The sequence below is a fragment of the Lentilactobacillus hilgardii DSM 20176 = ATCC 8290 genome (genome assembly GCF_000159315.1).
Classification (GTDB): Bacteria; Bacillota; Bacilli; order Lactobacillales; family Lactobacillaceae; genus Lentilactobacillus; species Lentilactobacillus hilgardii.
This window is the reverse complement of sequence record NZ_GG669998.1, coordinates 33,394-49,132: the sequence shown is the minus strand read 5'-3', so window position 1 is coordinate 49,132 and position 15,739 is coordinate 33,394. Positions and strand designations below refer to the sequence as shown.

Genomic DNA, 15,739 nt, shown 5'->3' with positions numbered 1-15,739 from the left:
ATTGCTTAAAAATATTGGATGATTAAAAGCGGGTCGGGATAATAATATCCCGACCCGCTTTTATTTTGTCTCGAATAATTTTTGTCAAAGTATCGAATAGCCCGCTCTTCTACTTTTAATAACCTGAAAATTTAAAATGAATCAGCTGTTAGTTCAATAATGTAGTGCCCATAATTCGGAATAGTAACAATGTGAATTGGAATATTAAAAATGTCACTAAGAAGCTTCTCATCATAGTATCGGCTTGGTGCACCCTGGGCAATTAAACGTCCATTCCGAATTAGCCACAACTGATCACTCATTTTAAACGCCTGATTAATATCATGAAGGATCATCACAATCGTCATATTCTCTTTTTTATGAAGCTCGGCAATAACTGCCATTAAATCACTTTGATAACGAATATCTAAATAGGTGGTTGGCTCATCAAGCAATAAGTATTGAGGCTCTTGGGCAATTGCAGATGCAATCCACACTCGTTGTCGCTGCCCACCTGAAAGATGACTCATCGCTCTGTGAGCAAGCGAACTTGTTCTTGTCATCTCAAGATATGGCAATACTTCTTTATCTTCAACGGTTGCCAACAAATGATGTTTAGCCAGTCGCCCCATTTTCACAACGTCGATCACTTGCATATCATCATAGAGATGATTTTGTTGACTGACAACGGCAATTTTTGAAGCCAATTGCTTTCGAGTCATTTTTGCAAGAAATTGATTATTAAGGCTGATTTGCCCACTGGTTGGCTTTAACTGGTTAGCCATTAACTTCAACAACGTTGTTTTACCGGCGCCATTTGGTCCAATAATTGACAGGATTGAACCAGGAACAACATCAGCGGAAATGTTTTGAATAATTGGCTGACCTGCATGAAATGAAAAACTTACATTATCTAACTTCATTAAATTTTTGCCCCCATAACATCCAGACCAGAAAGGGACCTCCCACTACGGTCATAATGGTTGCAGCGGGAATCTCACCAGGCAGCGTAATCGTTCGGCCAATTGTATCAATCGTCAACAGCAGCCATGACCCGAGTAACATCGATAACGGAATAATTGTTTGATAGTCATGACCAACCAAATAACGGGAAATGTTCGGCACAATGATGCCAACAAACGGAATAACACCTATTTCCGCTGTCGCGCCGGAAGAAAGATAGACAACGACAGCTAACAGCCAAAAACGAATAAACCTTGCTGAAACACCACGCAATGCAAGCTGTTGGTCAGACATTTTCAAATAATTTGCCCAAGGAGCAAGTATCATTGCAGCAACCAATCCGATCACTCCCGTAATTAACAGTGTCAGTGTGTCCGACCATGTAATGCCATTAAACGTACTGGTTCCAACCAAAGAATCGCCAGAGAATAATTGCTGAAAACCTGAGAAAGTTAAGCTTAACGCTACACCAATAATAATCAATTTAAAAGAATTCTGTAAAAGTGATTTTGAAGATAAGAAAAGTAACGTTAGCCCTCCACCAATAAAGGCATAAATCATCTTATCAAATGGAAATGCAGGCACCAAAAAGCCTGCAATCAGAATTAAAAAGCTTCCTGCTCCCGTAACGCCAAGAATGCTGGGATCCGCCAACCGATTATGAAATGTGGATTGACTAATGGCGCCTGCTACTGCCAGCATCCCACCGCAAACCAAACTAGCCAGAATCCTTGGCGCCCGAATTTGAACAAGAATATTCAAGTCGGCGTCATTATGGCCTGAAAAGGCAGAGAAGATTTGTGATGATGAAAAAGGTGTTGCACCCATCATAAAAGATACCCAAATAGATACAATTAACAGTAAAACAGCCAATGAATACCAGATTATTTCACGCTTAGTCATTGAGCTGTTCCTCCATCTCGCGGATAAAGCCATCTCGAAATTTTATTAATTGCAATTGCCGCCCGCATATTGGCTGTTGCATCAAAATCTGGTTCCTGAAGATCGTATACACGATGCTTTTTAACAGCTGAAATTGTCTGCCACATTGAATCGGATTTAAAGACCTGATTAAACTGAGCGGTTACCATTTTTGGAAGTGCGTGTTCCAAACGTAAAATAACATCAGGATTTGCTTTTTTTATTGCTTCATCATTTGGTTGAATATACTCTTGATTTTTTGATGGGAATACATTTTTTCCACCGGCAAGAGAAACCAGATTACCAACATATGAATGATTAGTACCAATCATATAGGAAGCTCCTGGTAGACCCATCAAGACTAAAACTTTTGGCTTTATTTGATGATGGACAGCCAAAGTATGTGCCTTATTCTTGGCAGAATTAATTTCCTTAAGCGCCGCTCTTGCCTTAGAGACACGATGATATCTGTAGCCCATATTCGTAACTGTTTTCTCTAACGCCTTAACGCTCGTTAGGTTTAAAAAATATGGCTTAATGTGTCGCTTTGAAAATGCCTTCCCAAATTGATCCTTTAATGTTGTCACAGAATAAACCACCGTCGGATTTAAACTTGCAATTTTCTCGACATTTGGATTCATCGGACTGCCAATACGGGTCACATTCTTATAACGAACAGGCATTTTATTTGCCGTTGTTGGTACACCGACTAACGGTAAGTCTAATTTATCGGCAATTTGAACAACTGCATATGTCGTTGCAACAATTCTTGGATGTGACTGTTTAGAGTTGGTTGAATGAAAGCCAAAGAGCAATCCCAGCCCGATTCCAATAACAGCAAAAAATCCTAAAACAATCAGACCAACTTTTCGTGAACCTTTCATTGATTAAGCAACCTCCTAGTGTTTATAAACCAACCATGATCCGCCACCAACAGCTGCAATGACTGCAATCACACCGCCAATCACTAATGGCGTATGATTTTTATCATGATTTGTTTTAGCCTTAGGGGACTTGTCACTCTTTTTTGCTGCAGCCTTTTGAGTGGGCCTCTTCTGCGGCTTAACCTGTTGCTTGCCCTTTTTATTAGGTTGTTGTTTATGCTTTGTCACATGGTTTAGTTTTTTCGGCTGAGTAGCCTTTGCCTTGTTGATCTTTGGCGAGGAAGTCACTTTACTTTTCTTTATCTGAGTTCTTTTACTCGCCGGTCTTACCACGGCGCTTTTACCAGGCGCTGTGGTCGTTGTATGTTTATATGATGCTTTAACTTTGTGTGTATCAGTTAACCCCTGTTGACTAAGTTTAGGCAGTCCAGCTGTACTGAATTTAAAACTAATTAGGTGGTGTGCTTTATAAACTTTTGGCACATCTATTGCTAGTTTAGCGTTAATTCGCTTCGTTAAATTTGTCGTAGTAAATGAGTAATAATAATGTGAATTTCCTGCACGATCTTTAGCTTTACGAACATTTTTGGGTTCCTCTCCATTTACCCAGTTCACAACAACTGGAAACGAAGACAGACTTTTAGCCGTTTTTATTTGCATTGTAACCACATATTTATGATGTGAAATACGAACAGTTGCCGGTTTAACAAAATATCCGCTTGCCATTGAGGTTTTATTTGTGCCATATAATAGTGCTTTGTATGAAATTGATTTTGCGTTACTGACCGTACTCAAACAAATAAAAAAGAACAAAGCACTGAGTATAATTATAAAGCCCTTTCCTCTAGTTAGTTTCATGATTTAGCCCCCAAGCAAATAAGAGACCACTTCCAAGAACTGCTCCAATAATGGAAGTAGACTTTCCACGATCATCACCCGTTTGAGGTAATCTTTCGTTTGAGGCAGTCTTAGTTGCTACTGTATTGGCAATAACTTTGGCCCCTGATTGATGATTAGATGATTTTTTGCCAGTTTTTGAAGCACTCGCATGGCCGAATTTCAACCTAATGCCGAAGTTTGAACTAATATTTGCGTACGGGACAGTTACATGAATCTTACCAGCAACAATTTTCTTTAATCTATTGATGGAACTAATGTTAAATGAATAGGTTAAGTTGTAAGTCTTGGCTGTAGCCCCATATGTCACCGATAGTGGCTTTCGTCCATTGATAGAAACTGGACGGACTGCCTTGGATCCTAATTTAAGTGCCTTCTTGTAGCTGACTTTTAATAGCACGTTATAGTGTTTGTTAACTTTTTTCACGCGAGTAGTATGCGTATAATATTTGTTTGCGATGGATTTTGCGTTTGAATCAGCCTTCAGGACAACATATTTCCATGCATAACCCGATTTTTTACTAACAGCTTTTTTTGAACCAGAGGTTGTTGAGGGTACCATATTAGGCTCCCTGGTGACGGTCTTTGACGTGCTAGATGTACTTACTGAGCTCGCCTCTGACGAAGAAGTTGCAACCGGTGTTGCTGGTGTAGCTGTTGCATTGCTGCTTGTCGCTGCTTCAGGTGTTGAACCTTGAGTCCTTGTGGCACTTGACCATTTAAATTGAAATTGGGCTGATTGATTCATTGTCCCAAGAAGTGGCACTTGTAATCCAAATGTAACTGGTACCAGGTCACTTGGATTTGTCAAGTTGACAGTCAAATTTGCGTTTGAACCGGATTTGTCTTCATTTACGGGTTGACAACCAACTGTCACAGATGTAATGTAATCTGCTCCATTTGTTTGTAACTGAATCTGATAAGTTCCCCCAGTTACTTTAACGTTAGCAGTTTGTGTAAAAAACATGTTTGCAATTGAAGTTGAACTACTTCCTGCTTTCAGTAACGTAACCGGTACCGTATACGTTCCGTCACTAAGATTAGCTTGATCAGCCTTCACTGGAGATGTCATTGTTAATCCGATCAAAAAAACAAAAAAAGCAGTTACAAACCATTGAATGAGACTGATATTCCTTTTTTTCATATAAACTCCCCCAAAAACATAATTTATGATACAAAATAAGTTTACATTACTGCTCAGTGAAAGTTAATAACTTTGTTAAAAGTTTCCCAAACAAATTGTAAACTTTTGAATCGTCTAAAATATTTCTGCGAGTTTCAATATGTATATAAAGTCAATACTTAAACATACAGCTTAGGGATACTACATTTTTGACAGTCCACTTTATACATTTTTAAATTTTTTTGCGAGTTACTTTACCATTTGTTTGTTCTAATGTCACTTTGGTGGGTCGATCAGTTTTGTAGTCTGTTGTACAGTTTGGCGTCATACCAAACAATGTCCGATATATCCCCTATTTTTTGAATGTTTTTGAAAATCGATAATGTTTATTATCCTTCTTCATCAAATTGACACGCATATTTTTGTACATAAGGCCTCTTCCCATTAATAATCGTTCATAAGACATTACAGCAAGAAAGTAATTAGATGACAAGAATTTTTTGATTTGGAGTTAACTCATTTATTGTAAAGTATAAATCTTTCAAAAAAGCAAAAATGGTTATTTATTATTTTCTGAATGGGTAAAACACTATAAAAGCCGTTTCTGGGCATTAGTTGGGTAACCAATGTGTTGATATATAAGCATTTGTAAAGCAAGTGACCGTTATTTGACCGTTAAAAAATCATACTAATTTTCAGAGCAAAAAAAAGTGGCTAGGAAATTAATCCCAGCCACTTTTTATTTACATAAATTTCTCGATCAAATAAATAATCAACGGTACAAAAATCCCCGCTGCTACCAAAGAAATCAATGCATAGTTTATGTGAGTTAAATTATCAATTCGATGTTCATTTTCAATGGACTTGGCCAAAGCTTTATCAGCTTTTTCATTTAAGTCTGCTTGGTCGCTTAGCTGTTGCTTAATGGAAGAAATATCTTCTTTAATTCCAATTAACATCTCAGTCATGTTAATTTCGTCAGGAACTGCCGTCATTATTTACCACCAGCCTTTACCGCAAAGATAAACTTAACTTTGTCTTTATTAGCTGTATAGTACCCTGTTGGTGTAGAGAGCCGATAAATTTTACCATATTTAATTGGTGTAGCGTAAAATCGACTTCCTTTAATTAACCGTGTATGACGTTTAGATTTGAATTGAACGTCGTTAAATTGGTGAATCACACTTTGTGTTGCTTCGTATAGGCCTGGTGTTTGGTAATATTCCGGTTTAACAGGCTTTATAACTATCCCGCTTCCGGACAGTGAACCATCAAAATCTAAACTAGCGTCAACCTTTAATTCATTATAGTTATCAGTATATTGCCAAGCATTCACATTATCAATTCCCGGTTGACTAACACCATACGCTGCTACCCAAATATGCTTATCAATAAGTTCAGCTCGATCAATTCGCTTTTCAGCAAACCATGAACCGGATCCATAAGTAATAACGTTGGTAAAACCGTTGGCTTTTAACTCCTTTAAAAAGACATTTACTTCGGCTGTGGTCTTCCAAGGAAGGTCTTGTGCTTCCACATCTAGGGCCAAGACTGTGGATTTATCCAACCCAAAGCTTTTTACCCAAGCTAAGAAATACTTAGCTTCTGATGAACCATGACCATGAAAGAAATGATAAACACTCACAGTACCAAATACTTTGAATCCGTTAGCCACTTGTTCTCTAGCTTTAGGGTTAATGTATCCAGTGCCTTCCGTCAATTTAACCACTATGGAATCAATTCCATGACTTTTTAAAGATTTCATATAGGCCTCAGAACTGCCCTGATAAGCAGATAAATCAGCAACCTTTTTTGTCATTTTCGTCACTTCCTATTTTTGTTCAGATGTTTGGGGCTCTTTAAATACTTCTGGATCATCATCAACTGGGGCTATTGGTGTCGTAACTGATGTTTGATTATTACTCGTAGGAGCGGGAGTTACAGGTGCCTTATGATTATCACCTTTAATAGTGTGTTTGTAATACTGATAAGCTTGCTCTGCTAATCCTTCAATTGTTTCTACCTTAAAATTAAAGCCGGACTCTTTTAAGCCAGAATCAACAAATTGATTGACCACTTTTTTGCGATCTGAGTCACTTAAAGCGGGCATACTTGCCACAACGGGAACAAAAGCATTCGCTAATTTCAAGCCCAATTCCATGCCCTGTTTAATATGAACATTTTTTTCAGTTTTGATTTTAACTTCAATTAGTGGCTTAACCAATTTATAAGTTGCTGGAATAACTGCAATTAAAAAAGCAACCAGTCCGGTTGCTTTAAGAGAATTAAAAATATCGACAATTTGTGTGTACATAAAATTACCTCCATAAATTTTAAGTAAAATAAATACGCCTTACTTTTTGTAAAAGCGTATTTATTAAGACTGAGTGGAATTGAAATCTTCACCAGAAATTTCTTTAAATTGTTCAACGGTTAAAGCATAGGAATTTTTACCTGTTGGATCAGTAACTCCCCGTAAATCCGTAATATTCATTGTGTGCCAATCCTGATAAGCCCATTTAAAAATTTGATATAACATATATAATTACCTCCATTTAATATCTAATTAATTAGTTGTTGAACTTGGTGTTGATTCAGGTGCTGGAGTAGTATTTGTTGAATTTGCTGCTGAAGTACTAGATGAAGTATTCTGCTTTGCTAAGGCTGTTACCGATGCCAAAGCCTGTTGAACTTCACTCGCTAAAGACGATTGGCTTTGAGCTAAAGCTGTCAAAGCTGCCGCACTTTGTGTCCCACTTTCAGTCATTCCTTGAATTTGAGCCTGAGAATTTTGCACTGTCGTCTGTAGCTTAGTAAAATCCTGATTTAACGTGTTTAGCGAAATGTCAGGCAAGTTTCCCGGATTGAGTAATTTTTGATTAGTTGAATCATATCTAAACTTATCTGGGTATTGAGCAAACTGATTAATCCATGAATCTAAGACGAACACCCTTGTATAACCATCGGTCTCGACTTTTTTATAATCAGTAACAAAACCATTTGAATCAAACGTAACATAAATAAACATATTTAATCGTCCTTTCTAAATTAACTCCGTTTTCTTGTCAATTAATCCTTGTAGATAGTCGAGATCCAAGTTAGATAAGTTCCCCAGAGCTGTGACTTCTTGCGAACCATCACTCTTGAATACGTACATCCATCATTAGCGAGTGAAGTATTGAATCGAGGTAGTCGGAACATCATCTACTCGTAAACCATCTGCTGGCTCAAGTATGGGTATGATTTCCTTATCTGGAAATTGGTTATCTAAATCTGGTTTTACATAATAAATTGGCGTGGTGGTTCCTCCTTAAACTAACGCATCGTAGCAAATAAAACATTGACTATATTCCCATCCAGAACTAGGTGTTTTTGCACACTCTGCTGACATAGAAGAAACATATGGAGAATTACCTCTACAATATATTTTTATTTTGTTGTTAGCTATCGACACGTCAGCGGAATTGATGCCCGATGTAATAGTGCGTAGATTAAAGGAATTATAGTTAGGAAAGGATATGTTTTTAACGATACTACTGAAATTAATATAAGCTATTTCTATTCTTCCATTAACATCAGGATTAAATATAACAAACGAAAAATAGATAAACTTTTTTTCTTCATCAATTTTGTATAAAACGTTAGAATTGTCACCTGCTTTTCCAAAGCTATCCCCATCTGCTGAAATAGTAACATATTGATTATCTAGCTGACGCCAAGCACTTGCTTCAACGCTTTTCAAATCGTCGCTAGTAGCGACTGAAACACCTCCTGACTGCAAACCTGCTGTAAAGTTTGCTAATTTATCTGTTGTAACCACATTACTTGTAGCGGTATTAACAGCATTTGTAACATCCGTTGTGGTTGCCACGTCAATTCCAGACTTTTGAAGTTTTCCCATAAAGTTGGTATCTTGACCTGTTCGTGCTAAGTCAGACGGTAAACTGCTTGCTAGTAATAACGGATTATTGTTAACAGTTGGAACGGTGTCAAAGTTATTAGCACCAGATAGGTGGGCTACTTTGGAATCGTCAGCTAAGGATTTATAAGCCACAACTCCTTGCAATGCAGTGACCGTATATGCAATTCCGTCCTCATCAACCAACGTCCCACCACCGACATTGTGCCCAGCGGATCCATACCAAGTAATATGGATAAATCCTCGTAATGGTTTAATGCTGGGACTATTGATTACGTCAGTTGAACAATACAATGTATAGAATCCAATAGTTAAATTACTGATAGCATTCGATAGATCACCCGAAGCGACATTCACTAGAACACTCCCATCATCATTGGTAATTTTTTGCTTTTGCCAATTTGATGTATCTGTACTGTGAACAACTTTACTATCATCAGCAGGTGTGTAGGCAATTTTATCTTGCTTAGCGTTAACCTCTTCAATTCCCGCTACATCACTAGCTGGTTTACGCATATCAGTAACATTAACTTTAGTGTTTAAAGCATTGTTCATATCAGCCACTTTTACATAATCAGCTAAATCAGGCGTAATGCTTCCCATGTTTTGCCATGAATCATCTATCCAAATATATAAGTCCGTTCCGACTAAGTAACCATCACCCTGGTTGTTACCCGTTGTGGGTAAATTTTCCTCTTTATCAGCTTTCCCCCTAACAACCAAACCATTTCCTTGTTTTCCTTGTGGGCCAACTGGTCCAATTGGCCCTTGGCTACCAGTGTCACCTCGGCTGGAAACGAAATTAATTTCATTAGTTGTTCCGTCATCGTAGGTAAAAATAATTTTAGTCCACAGATAGGGAAGCTGATCGGTTGTCGCCAAAATAGTATCTGACCAGCCCCCTGTGGGAACTGTAACTGGTGAATCACTTAACTGATACTGATTGTTGGCAGACTTAATACCATTGCCAGGGTTACCTTGGTCACCCTTATGCACATTTTGAACTGCATTCTCCATTTGGCTACTTAGATCATCAAATTGTTGCTGAAAATCATTCAAACTGATTGTCGGAATTACTTCACCAGTATCACTCATTAAGTTATCTTCAATGGAAAATCCTAACGTTCCATCACTTGGGAAAATAGCCTGCGTACCATCATTCATAGTAACCCAAACTTCAATATCATAATCATCTGGAACCAATGTGTTCATGATATCCTGATTAATTGGAAAGCTTAGTGTTCCACCAAGCGGACTAGTTACAGTGGTTAAATCAATAGTTTCTTGCATGATATATCCATCGTCATTAGCTATTTTTACCAGAATTGACTTAGCATTAGTTAAATCAAAGGCCACCCCGTCGGCCGTGAGTGCCAGATTAAAAGCAGTGGTTGTATCTAAATATTTAACCACATCATTATCATCTGTGAATGCGAGTTCCTTGCTCATTATTTTTCGCCTTCTTTTTAAGCTGATTATTTTCAATTTTTAATAACGCAATTTGTTGATTTTTTGCTGCCATATCTTGACTGTACTCATTAACTAATTGGTTAATTAAATCCTGCGCATTAATGTTACTCATCAAATCACCTTACATCTTCAATTTCTTTTTAATCCCATTAATTTCATCAAGTAAATTGGTCCCATGTGAAATGACGTCGCCAGCATGAAGATCAATCGTCGTACCAGCTTCATTGTGGAAATAAATATCAGTTCCAATAGTAGAAGATATTGAGGGGTTACCATCATTAGTAGCGCCACACTTAATTTTTTCCGCTAAATAGGTCCATGCATTTTCACTACCAATATGAGTATTGTTGCCGCCATATGCTTGAAAAGTTTGTCCTTCAATGATTGAGGATCCAACGTTAATTGAATCAACATCCAAGCCACCACGAATTTGAGTGTACCCATTACTATTTCCAGATACAAATTGAAGATATTTACCATTACTAATGGCACAAAAACCGTTTGTGTCTAATGTGATCCTTCCATTATTACCATCTTCCTCAATTGATGCCCCTGTAATTGTTGAAGTTGCATCAATTTTCGCAGCTTTAATGATTGATGAATCAACTTCCACAGAGTTCAAATATCCGGCTTCAATGGTTCCTAAATCAGCAGATAACGCTGAAAGCTGTCCAACTGACAAAGCTGTTTGAGACATTTTGGTCTTAACCCAATCAGATCCATCATAAGTATACATTTCACTAGTTATATGATTACTATCTTGAACATACCAAATATCACCTTCATCATGGGTTTTCCCATCATCAAATGGTTCTTGAGATGAAACAGTGATTTTCCCATCCAACGATGTTTTAACCTTGCCCGCTTCATCAGCCGCAGAGTTAGCGGCACTTTTGGCATCGTCAGAAGCCTGCTGGGCAAGCTTAGCATTTTCATCAATATTTAAAGTTCCCGTTGCAATAATCAATCGTTATCACCATCCTCAACTTCTGTCCCTTCGCCAGTTGACTCATCACCATCTTCATCACTATCCGAACTTGCATCCGAATCATCCGCATTATCATTTCCAGCAATTACTGGTTGTTCAGCTTCATCATTTTCACCTTCATCTTGTTCAGGATATTCAACAACTAAGTCTTTAGAATCATCACGGATTTTAAGTGGAGCCGTATATAATGCGCTATGAGCAATAGACACAGTGTGTGCATCATCCCTATATTCAGAAACGTTAAAGCCAACAATTAACCTAGAATTATTAACATCTTCATATATGCCCTCCGGTTCCAAATGACCGCCATTTTCCAACGGAACTGTTAACTTAATATCCTGCATTGGTTCCACCACATAATCAAATACCATTGACTGTGTAATTAAGTTAATACACATAACATGTTTGTCATCAGCATTGTTAACATCACCATCTGTAAAAAAAGCAAATGGATAGCTAATCCCATTCGCCTGAAGAGTATTATAAGCGCCATTATTAGTGGTTCCAGCTGGTAATGGCTTCCATTTAAAATCTTGCAATTTAAATTCAATGATTGGTTTGAAGTTTCCTGTCTGTAAATCGCTTATCTGACAAACATACACTTTCCCACTCGTCGTGCTTCCCAGCCATAGATTATTTTTCAAATCAACTGCAACTCGAAAATATTGTTTTACTTGGCACCACTTGGTTATATTACTAGCACTTGTATTGGCTTGGTATGCCATTGTTACCAAATAATATTTCCCATCAATTGGATCTTTTATTTCTGTATAAATCGTATTGGAACTTTCATCATAGCCAAACGATCCGCAATGGCCACCTCCAGTTACAAACATCATGCTTTGTAATGTTCCATCGGCATTCCATTTAATAAACTCACAATCAGAATGGCTTTTGTCTTTAGTGTAGTGATAACTAGACAACACTGAACCATCACTCAATAAATATGAAAATTGTAAGGCCCCAATATGCTGATCACCGTTAAAATCTTTGTTGGCGGCATCCTTAGTTTCCCAAAGCTTCTGCCAAGAGCCGTCAGCTGAACTACTGGTATCAATCCACATTTCAGCTTGATTTTTAACGTAAGTATCATCAATTGTAACTAATAAGGTGCCGACAAAGGGTGGTTCAATCGTAACCTGATAACCATCTTTTGCATGGTCAGCTTCCCACCCAATATCACGGGTACCGTCCATATTAATTTTTTGCCAATTAAAAGCTTGTGGTGACAGATAAGAAGTCACATTTTCGCCTTCAATAAACAATCTCGCAATCACCCGTTTGGAAGTATCCGTGTTATACCAAGTCGAGCCCAACGGCGTAATCAAACTGACTGTGGCTGCATTGGCATTTTCTCGGGCATCTTCAAATAGTTTCTTAACATGGTCATTCCAACGCTGTTCCATATTACGGATAAACGCCGGCGTAATTACTTTAACTGTACTGAACTCACCTAATACAACTTTATTTTGACTTGGGTCACTTTCTGAGGTAGTTTGCTGAATGACTCTTGCCTCCGTGGTTAAAATCGGGTTCATAGATAAATCAATCACCTTAATAGTATCGCCCAAGTTAGCTTGAAAATCTTGAGTAACCTCCACGGCATAGTTAATTCGTGGATGATTGTACAATCTTAATTCCCGCAATCCCCAATCAAGTAATGCTTTAGGTTCAGTAATAGTGTCACTAGTAATCGTTCCTTCCAGCCAGGTGTTCTGATCAGTGTTATAAAGAGAATTTGCTGAAACGTCAGTAATATAATTCTTGCCGTTATTAACCGAGGCAATTGAAGCATTATTTGCGCCCACAATGTAAAGCTTGGTTACTAAATTAGTATCAACTGTTTCTCGTTGGACAGATAACATGTTTTGACCATAAGTGATTGATTTCCCCTCATTTTCACCTAATTGATCAGCTAATTCTAAAATTAGATCAGTCAAAATACCGTTGGAGTCAATATGACAATAGGCATCGGCTTCTGCATCGTAAGTTGATAAGACTGTCTGCAAGGCTGCTTGACTAGAAGCCGTACCATCAAAGTTAATATCAGCAAACAAGCCCGAAGAACAATTATTTTGTAAATCCCAACCAGTATCAGCCATAATCCACTGCATAGCTTGATCTAATTTACAATCTTTAATTTCTTTTTGTGGTGGAATGGTCTTATTTAGTTTATAGATTGCTAGGTTAATAGCATCCACCGTTACTAAATGAGCTCCGCTAGTTGCATCAATGTTTTCATCAACCTGATAAATTCGATAAATACGCCAATGATTATGCACATCATCATACACTGCAACACTATTACCAACCGTTAAATATTGAGCCGCAGGGGCACTTTGCAGCATGGTTAGCCCCGTTAATGTATCGTTCCAACTTTTGGAGTTAGCATTCGGATCCGTACTATTAAAAGTGCTAACGCCAGTAATGCCATCATCTGAATTACTATTATCATCAGCAATTTGGCGTTCAACTACCTCACCCCAAAACGGGTTGGCATCTGAATTAGTCGATAACGTGGCAACTCGCTTTAATTTTTTATCCAGGATAATATACAAATCTCTAACCTCCTTAATATATGTATGAAAAAAGTAGTCGCTTTCGTGACTACTTAATTGCTGGTCGATATTCAATTGTTACATCGGCATTTTTAGGATCCGGGACAAAGTGTAAAGCTTGTGGAACCCCACCGGTTAATTTAGGGAAGGTCGATAACCATGAAACGTATTTATCGGCCGGCTTTCCATCAATAGTAACTTTATTGTTGGCCGTATCAATAATAATTTCTTGACCAGCCTTGGCAATAATATGTGGTGTATCATCCGGATCAGTAGAGCCATCACTGCGCCATTCTTCATAATTGGTTAAAGCTTCATAATCCGACTTATACGCCACCACTGGATTAACCAAGTCCTCTTTAATATCATGTTTGCCAAAGAAAACGCCTAAATTTGCCAAGGCGAAGCCAAACTTACCAGATTTATCCAACTTTGCCTTATGCATGTGAGTTTTATGGGTATTATTAACACTATATGGTTCACCAGTTTTAGGATCCCACTGGTTAATTTCTGCTACCCAATTGTCGTAAACTTTACCAGACTTATCCGATTTTTTCTGTCGTTCAAGAATAAATTCACCATAAAAGTTCGAGTAAGCATCCTTATTCATGTACGAAGTTTCAGTTACATATTCCTTTTCCTTTTTCTTCTTTGTCGTAGCTTTGGGGGCTGATGTCTTTTTGCCTCCTTTACTACTACTTTTCTTACCACCCTTTTTTGCTTTTACAACTCGTTTCTTTTTAGTCTTAGTCTTTTTACGAGTTTTTCGTTTCTTTCGCGCAAAGAATTGTAGATTCATTTATATCACTTCTTCTTTTTGGCTGTCTTCTTCTTAACGGTGACCGTTTTGGTGTAGGCAACTTTAACATGCTTGGTAGCCTCATTTTGTTTCTGCTGACCATTACCTTCATCAAACAACAATGTCAAATAGCTATCAGAATTACTGCTATCGAAATTATTGCCTAATTGAATAAACGCCCGTGGATACCGTCCCATTGAGTAATCTTCAATTCCCATCCGACCACAAACATTACCATTATTATCCAATAAATAAGCTTCAATCTTTCCCATTGCCCGCTCATTTTTCATTCGTTTAACATGATGCAAACGCACCGAAACTTTCCAATAGGGAGTAATTTTCGGTAGACCATTATGCATAACCGCTGGTCCGTAAAAATTCTTGTGTTTCCCACGAGATCCCCATTCGTAATGATCATCTTTATCTTTAGCCACCATAATTGAAGTACCAGTGGCTGCTGAGTTTCCATCTATATCGCCTTTATAAATTGGAAAGGCTTGCGTATTTTCACTACATTGAATCCACGTAGCTAACGAGTTGCAGGGATCGTCAACCTGTTGAGTTTGGGATTGTCCCATGACTGTAATGTTGCCATCACTATCCGTAGCCGTATCACCATCATCAACGTTATATCCAACCGCCACATAATCATCATTTGTTTCATAACCCACATAATAAAGATCGGTTTTCGGAATAATATGAATAATTGGATCAACTTCCGTATTTCCTTCAGGAATAATTTGTTGATCATTATCTGTAATTTTTATTTCTTTTTGTGGTAGAAATCCACGTGGATCCGCCAACATGAAGACTAACGTAGTTTGAAAGTCCTGGACACCTTCATTAATAAACGTTGGTGTTGGAATGCTCGTAAAGTGTCCATAATAAGTTACATCTGGATCGTCATTAAACCTCAGCGGATATTCAGTATCCGCATCACTACTGTTATTAACTAAAACATTAGTCAACGTTTTAATGCGTTCGTTATATTCATCACGAGTGGTACAGAAACAAGTAATTGGAATGTCAAATTCCTTTTCACCGTAGTCTGTTCCTAAGTAAACACCACCATAACGTTTAGGAACATCTTGAAACGACTCAGTAATGCTAGGTGCTAACGGTTTCGATACATGATTCAAAAAGATTCCTAAATCATCTTGTGAATTAAAGCCATCATTTCCGTTTTCATCAAACGCAAAATCAAATGTGTTTACATCATAATTATCTGCTCCTACATC

General features: G+C 37.8%; 16 protein-coding genes. All 16 read right to left on the bottom strand.

Annotation, left to right across the window (positions count from 1 at the left end; all coding sequences use genetic code 11):
- Nucleotides 1-131: 131 nt before the first annotated feature.
- Nucleotides 132-902 carry an ABC transporter ATP-binding protein gene (locus HMPREF0519_RS11555; protein ID WP_003636471.1) on the bottom strand — a complete coding sequence of 257 codons (771 nt, stop codon included), beginning with the start codon at nucleotides 900-902 and terminating at the stop codon, nucleotides 132-134.
- Nucleotides 889-1,845 (bottom strand): FecCD family ABC transporter permease, encoded by a 957-nt coding sequence (locus HMPREF0519_RS11550; protein WP_003636469.1) that lies wholly within the window; start codon nucleotides 1,843-1,845, stop codon nucleotides 889-891. Before HMPREF0519_RS11550 ends, HMPREF0519_RS11555 begins: the two co-directional genes overlap by 14 nt.
- Entirely contained in the window at nucleotides 1,842-2,747 is a 906-nt protein-coding gene (gene isdE, locus HMPREF0519_RS11545) for a heme ABC transporter substrate-binding protein IsdE (protein ID WP_003636467.1), read from the bottom strand. The genes HMPREF0519_RS11550 and isdE overlap by 4 nt, the downstream gene beginning before the upstream one ends.
- Before the next feature lie 15 nt (nucleotides 2,748-2,762).
- Complete coding sequence (locus HMPREF0519_RS11540) at nucleotides 2,763-3,605, bottom strand: NEAT domain-containing protein (protein ID WP_003636465.1); 843 nt, start codon at nucleotides 3,603-3,605, stop codon at nucleotides 2,763-2,765.
- Nucleotides 3,592-4,788, bottom strand: a complete 1,197-nt coding sequence (locus HMPREF0519_RS11535) for an NEAT domain-containing protein (protein ID WP_003636464.1) — start codon at nucleotides 4,786-4,788, stop codon at nucleotides 3,592-3,594. Before HMPREF0519_RS11535 ends, HMPREF0519_RS11540 begins: the two co-directional genes overlap by 14 nt.
- Before the next feature lie 722 nt (nucleotides 4,789-5,510).
- Nucleotides 5,511-5,762 carry a hypothetical protein gene (locus HMPREF0519_RS11530; protein WP_003636463.1) on the bottom strand — a complete coding sequence of 84 codons (252 nt, stop codon included), beginning with the start codon at nucleotides 5,760-5,762 and terminating at the stop codon, nucleotides 5,511-5,513.
- Nucleotides 5,762-6,586, bottom strand: coding sequence for a GH25 family lysozyme (locus HMPREF0519_RS11525; RefSeq protein WP_003636460.1), 825 nt, complete (start codon nucleotides 6,584-6,586; stop codon nucleotides 5,762-5,764). The genes HMPREF0519_RS11530 and HMPREF0519_RS11525 overlap by 1 nt, the downstream gene beginning before the upstream one ends.
- 12 nt (nucleotides 6,587-6,598) lie before the next feature.
- A complete protein-coding gene (locus HMPREF0519_RS11520) occupies nucleotides 6,599-7,081 on the bottom strand; it encodes a hypothetical protein (RefSeq protein ID WP_003636459.1) in 483 nt (160 codons plus the stop codon).
- A gap of 63 nt (nucleotides 7,082-7,144) precedes the next feature.
- The gene (locus tag HMPREF0519_RS13735; RefSeq protein WP_003636457.1) at nucleotides 7,145-7,306 is read right to left on the bottom strand and encodes a hypothetical protein; all 162 of its coding nucleotides are present in this window, start codon (nucleotides 7,304-7,306) and stop codon (nucleotides 7,145-7,147) included.
- 27 nt (nucleotides 7,307-7,333) lie between these two features.
- Nucleotides 7,334-7,795 carry a hypothetical protein gene (locus HMPREF0519_RS11515; RefSeq protein WP_003636455.1) on the bottom strand — a complete coding sequence of 154 codons (462 nt, stop codon included), beginning with the start codon at nucleotides 7,793-7,795 and terminating at the stop codon, nucleotides 7,334-7,336.
- Nucleotides 7,796-8,077: 282 nt separating this feature from the next.
- Nucleotides 8,078-10,135, bottom strand: coding sequence for an XkdV family phage structural protein (locus HMPREF0519_RS11510; protein WP_003636454.1), 2,058 nt, complete (start codon nucleotides 10,133-10,135; stop codon nucleotides 8,078-8,080).
- Nucleotides 10,107-10,268, bottom strand: a complete 162-nt coding sequence (locus HMPREF0519_RS13965) for a hypothetical protein (protein ID WP_003636452.1) — start codon at nucleotides 10,266-10,268, stop codon at nucleotides 10,107-10,109. The genes HMPREF0519_RS11510 and HMPREF0519_RS13965 overlap by 29 nt, the downstream gene beginning before the upstream one ends.
- 9 nt (nucleotides 10,269-10,277) lie before the next feature.
- Nucleotides 10,278-11,123: a hypothetical protein gene (locus HMPREF0519_RS11505; RefSeq protein ID WP_003636437.1), complete on the bottom strand. Its 846-nt coding sequence runs from the start codon at nucleotides 11,121-11,123 to the stop codon at nucleotides 10,278-10,280.
- Nucleotides 11,120-13,702: a phage tail spike protein gene (locus HMPREF0519_RS11500; protein WP_040472821.1), complete on the bottom strand. Its 2,583-nt coding sequence runs from the start codon at nucleotides 13,700-13,702 to the stop codon at nucleotides 11,120-11,122. Before HMPREF0519_RS11500 ends, HMPREF0519_RS11505 begins: the two co-directional genes overlap by 4 nt.
- A 49-nt stretch (nucleotides 13,703-13,751) precedes the next feature.
- Nucleotides 13,752-14,501, bottom strand: a complete 750-nt coding sequence (locus tag HMPREF0519_RS11495) for a phage distal tail protein (RefSeq protein WP_003636435.1) — start codon at nucleotides 14,499-14,501, stop codon at nucleotides 13,752-13,754.
- A 5-nt stretch (nucleotides 14,502-14,506) separates the two neighbouring features.
- Nucleotides 14,507-15,739, bottom strand: a 1,233-nt coding sequence (locus HMPREF0519_RS11490) for a distal tail protein Dit (RefSeq protein ID WP_003636434.1), incomplete at its 5' end; no start/stop codon positions are given.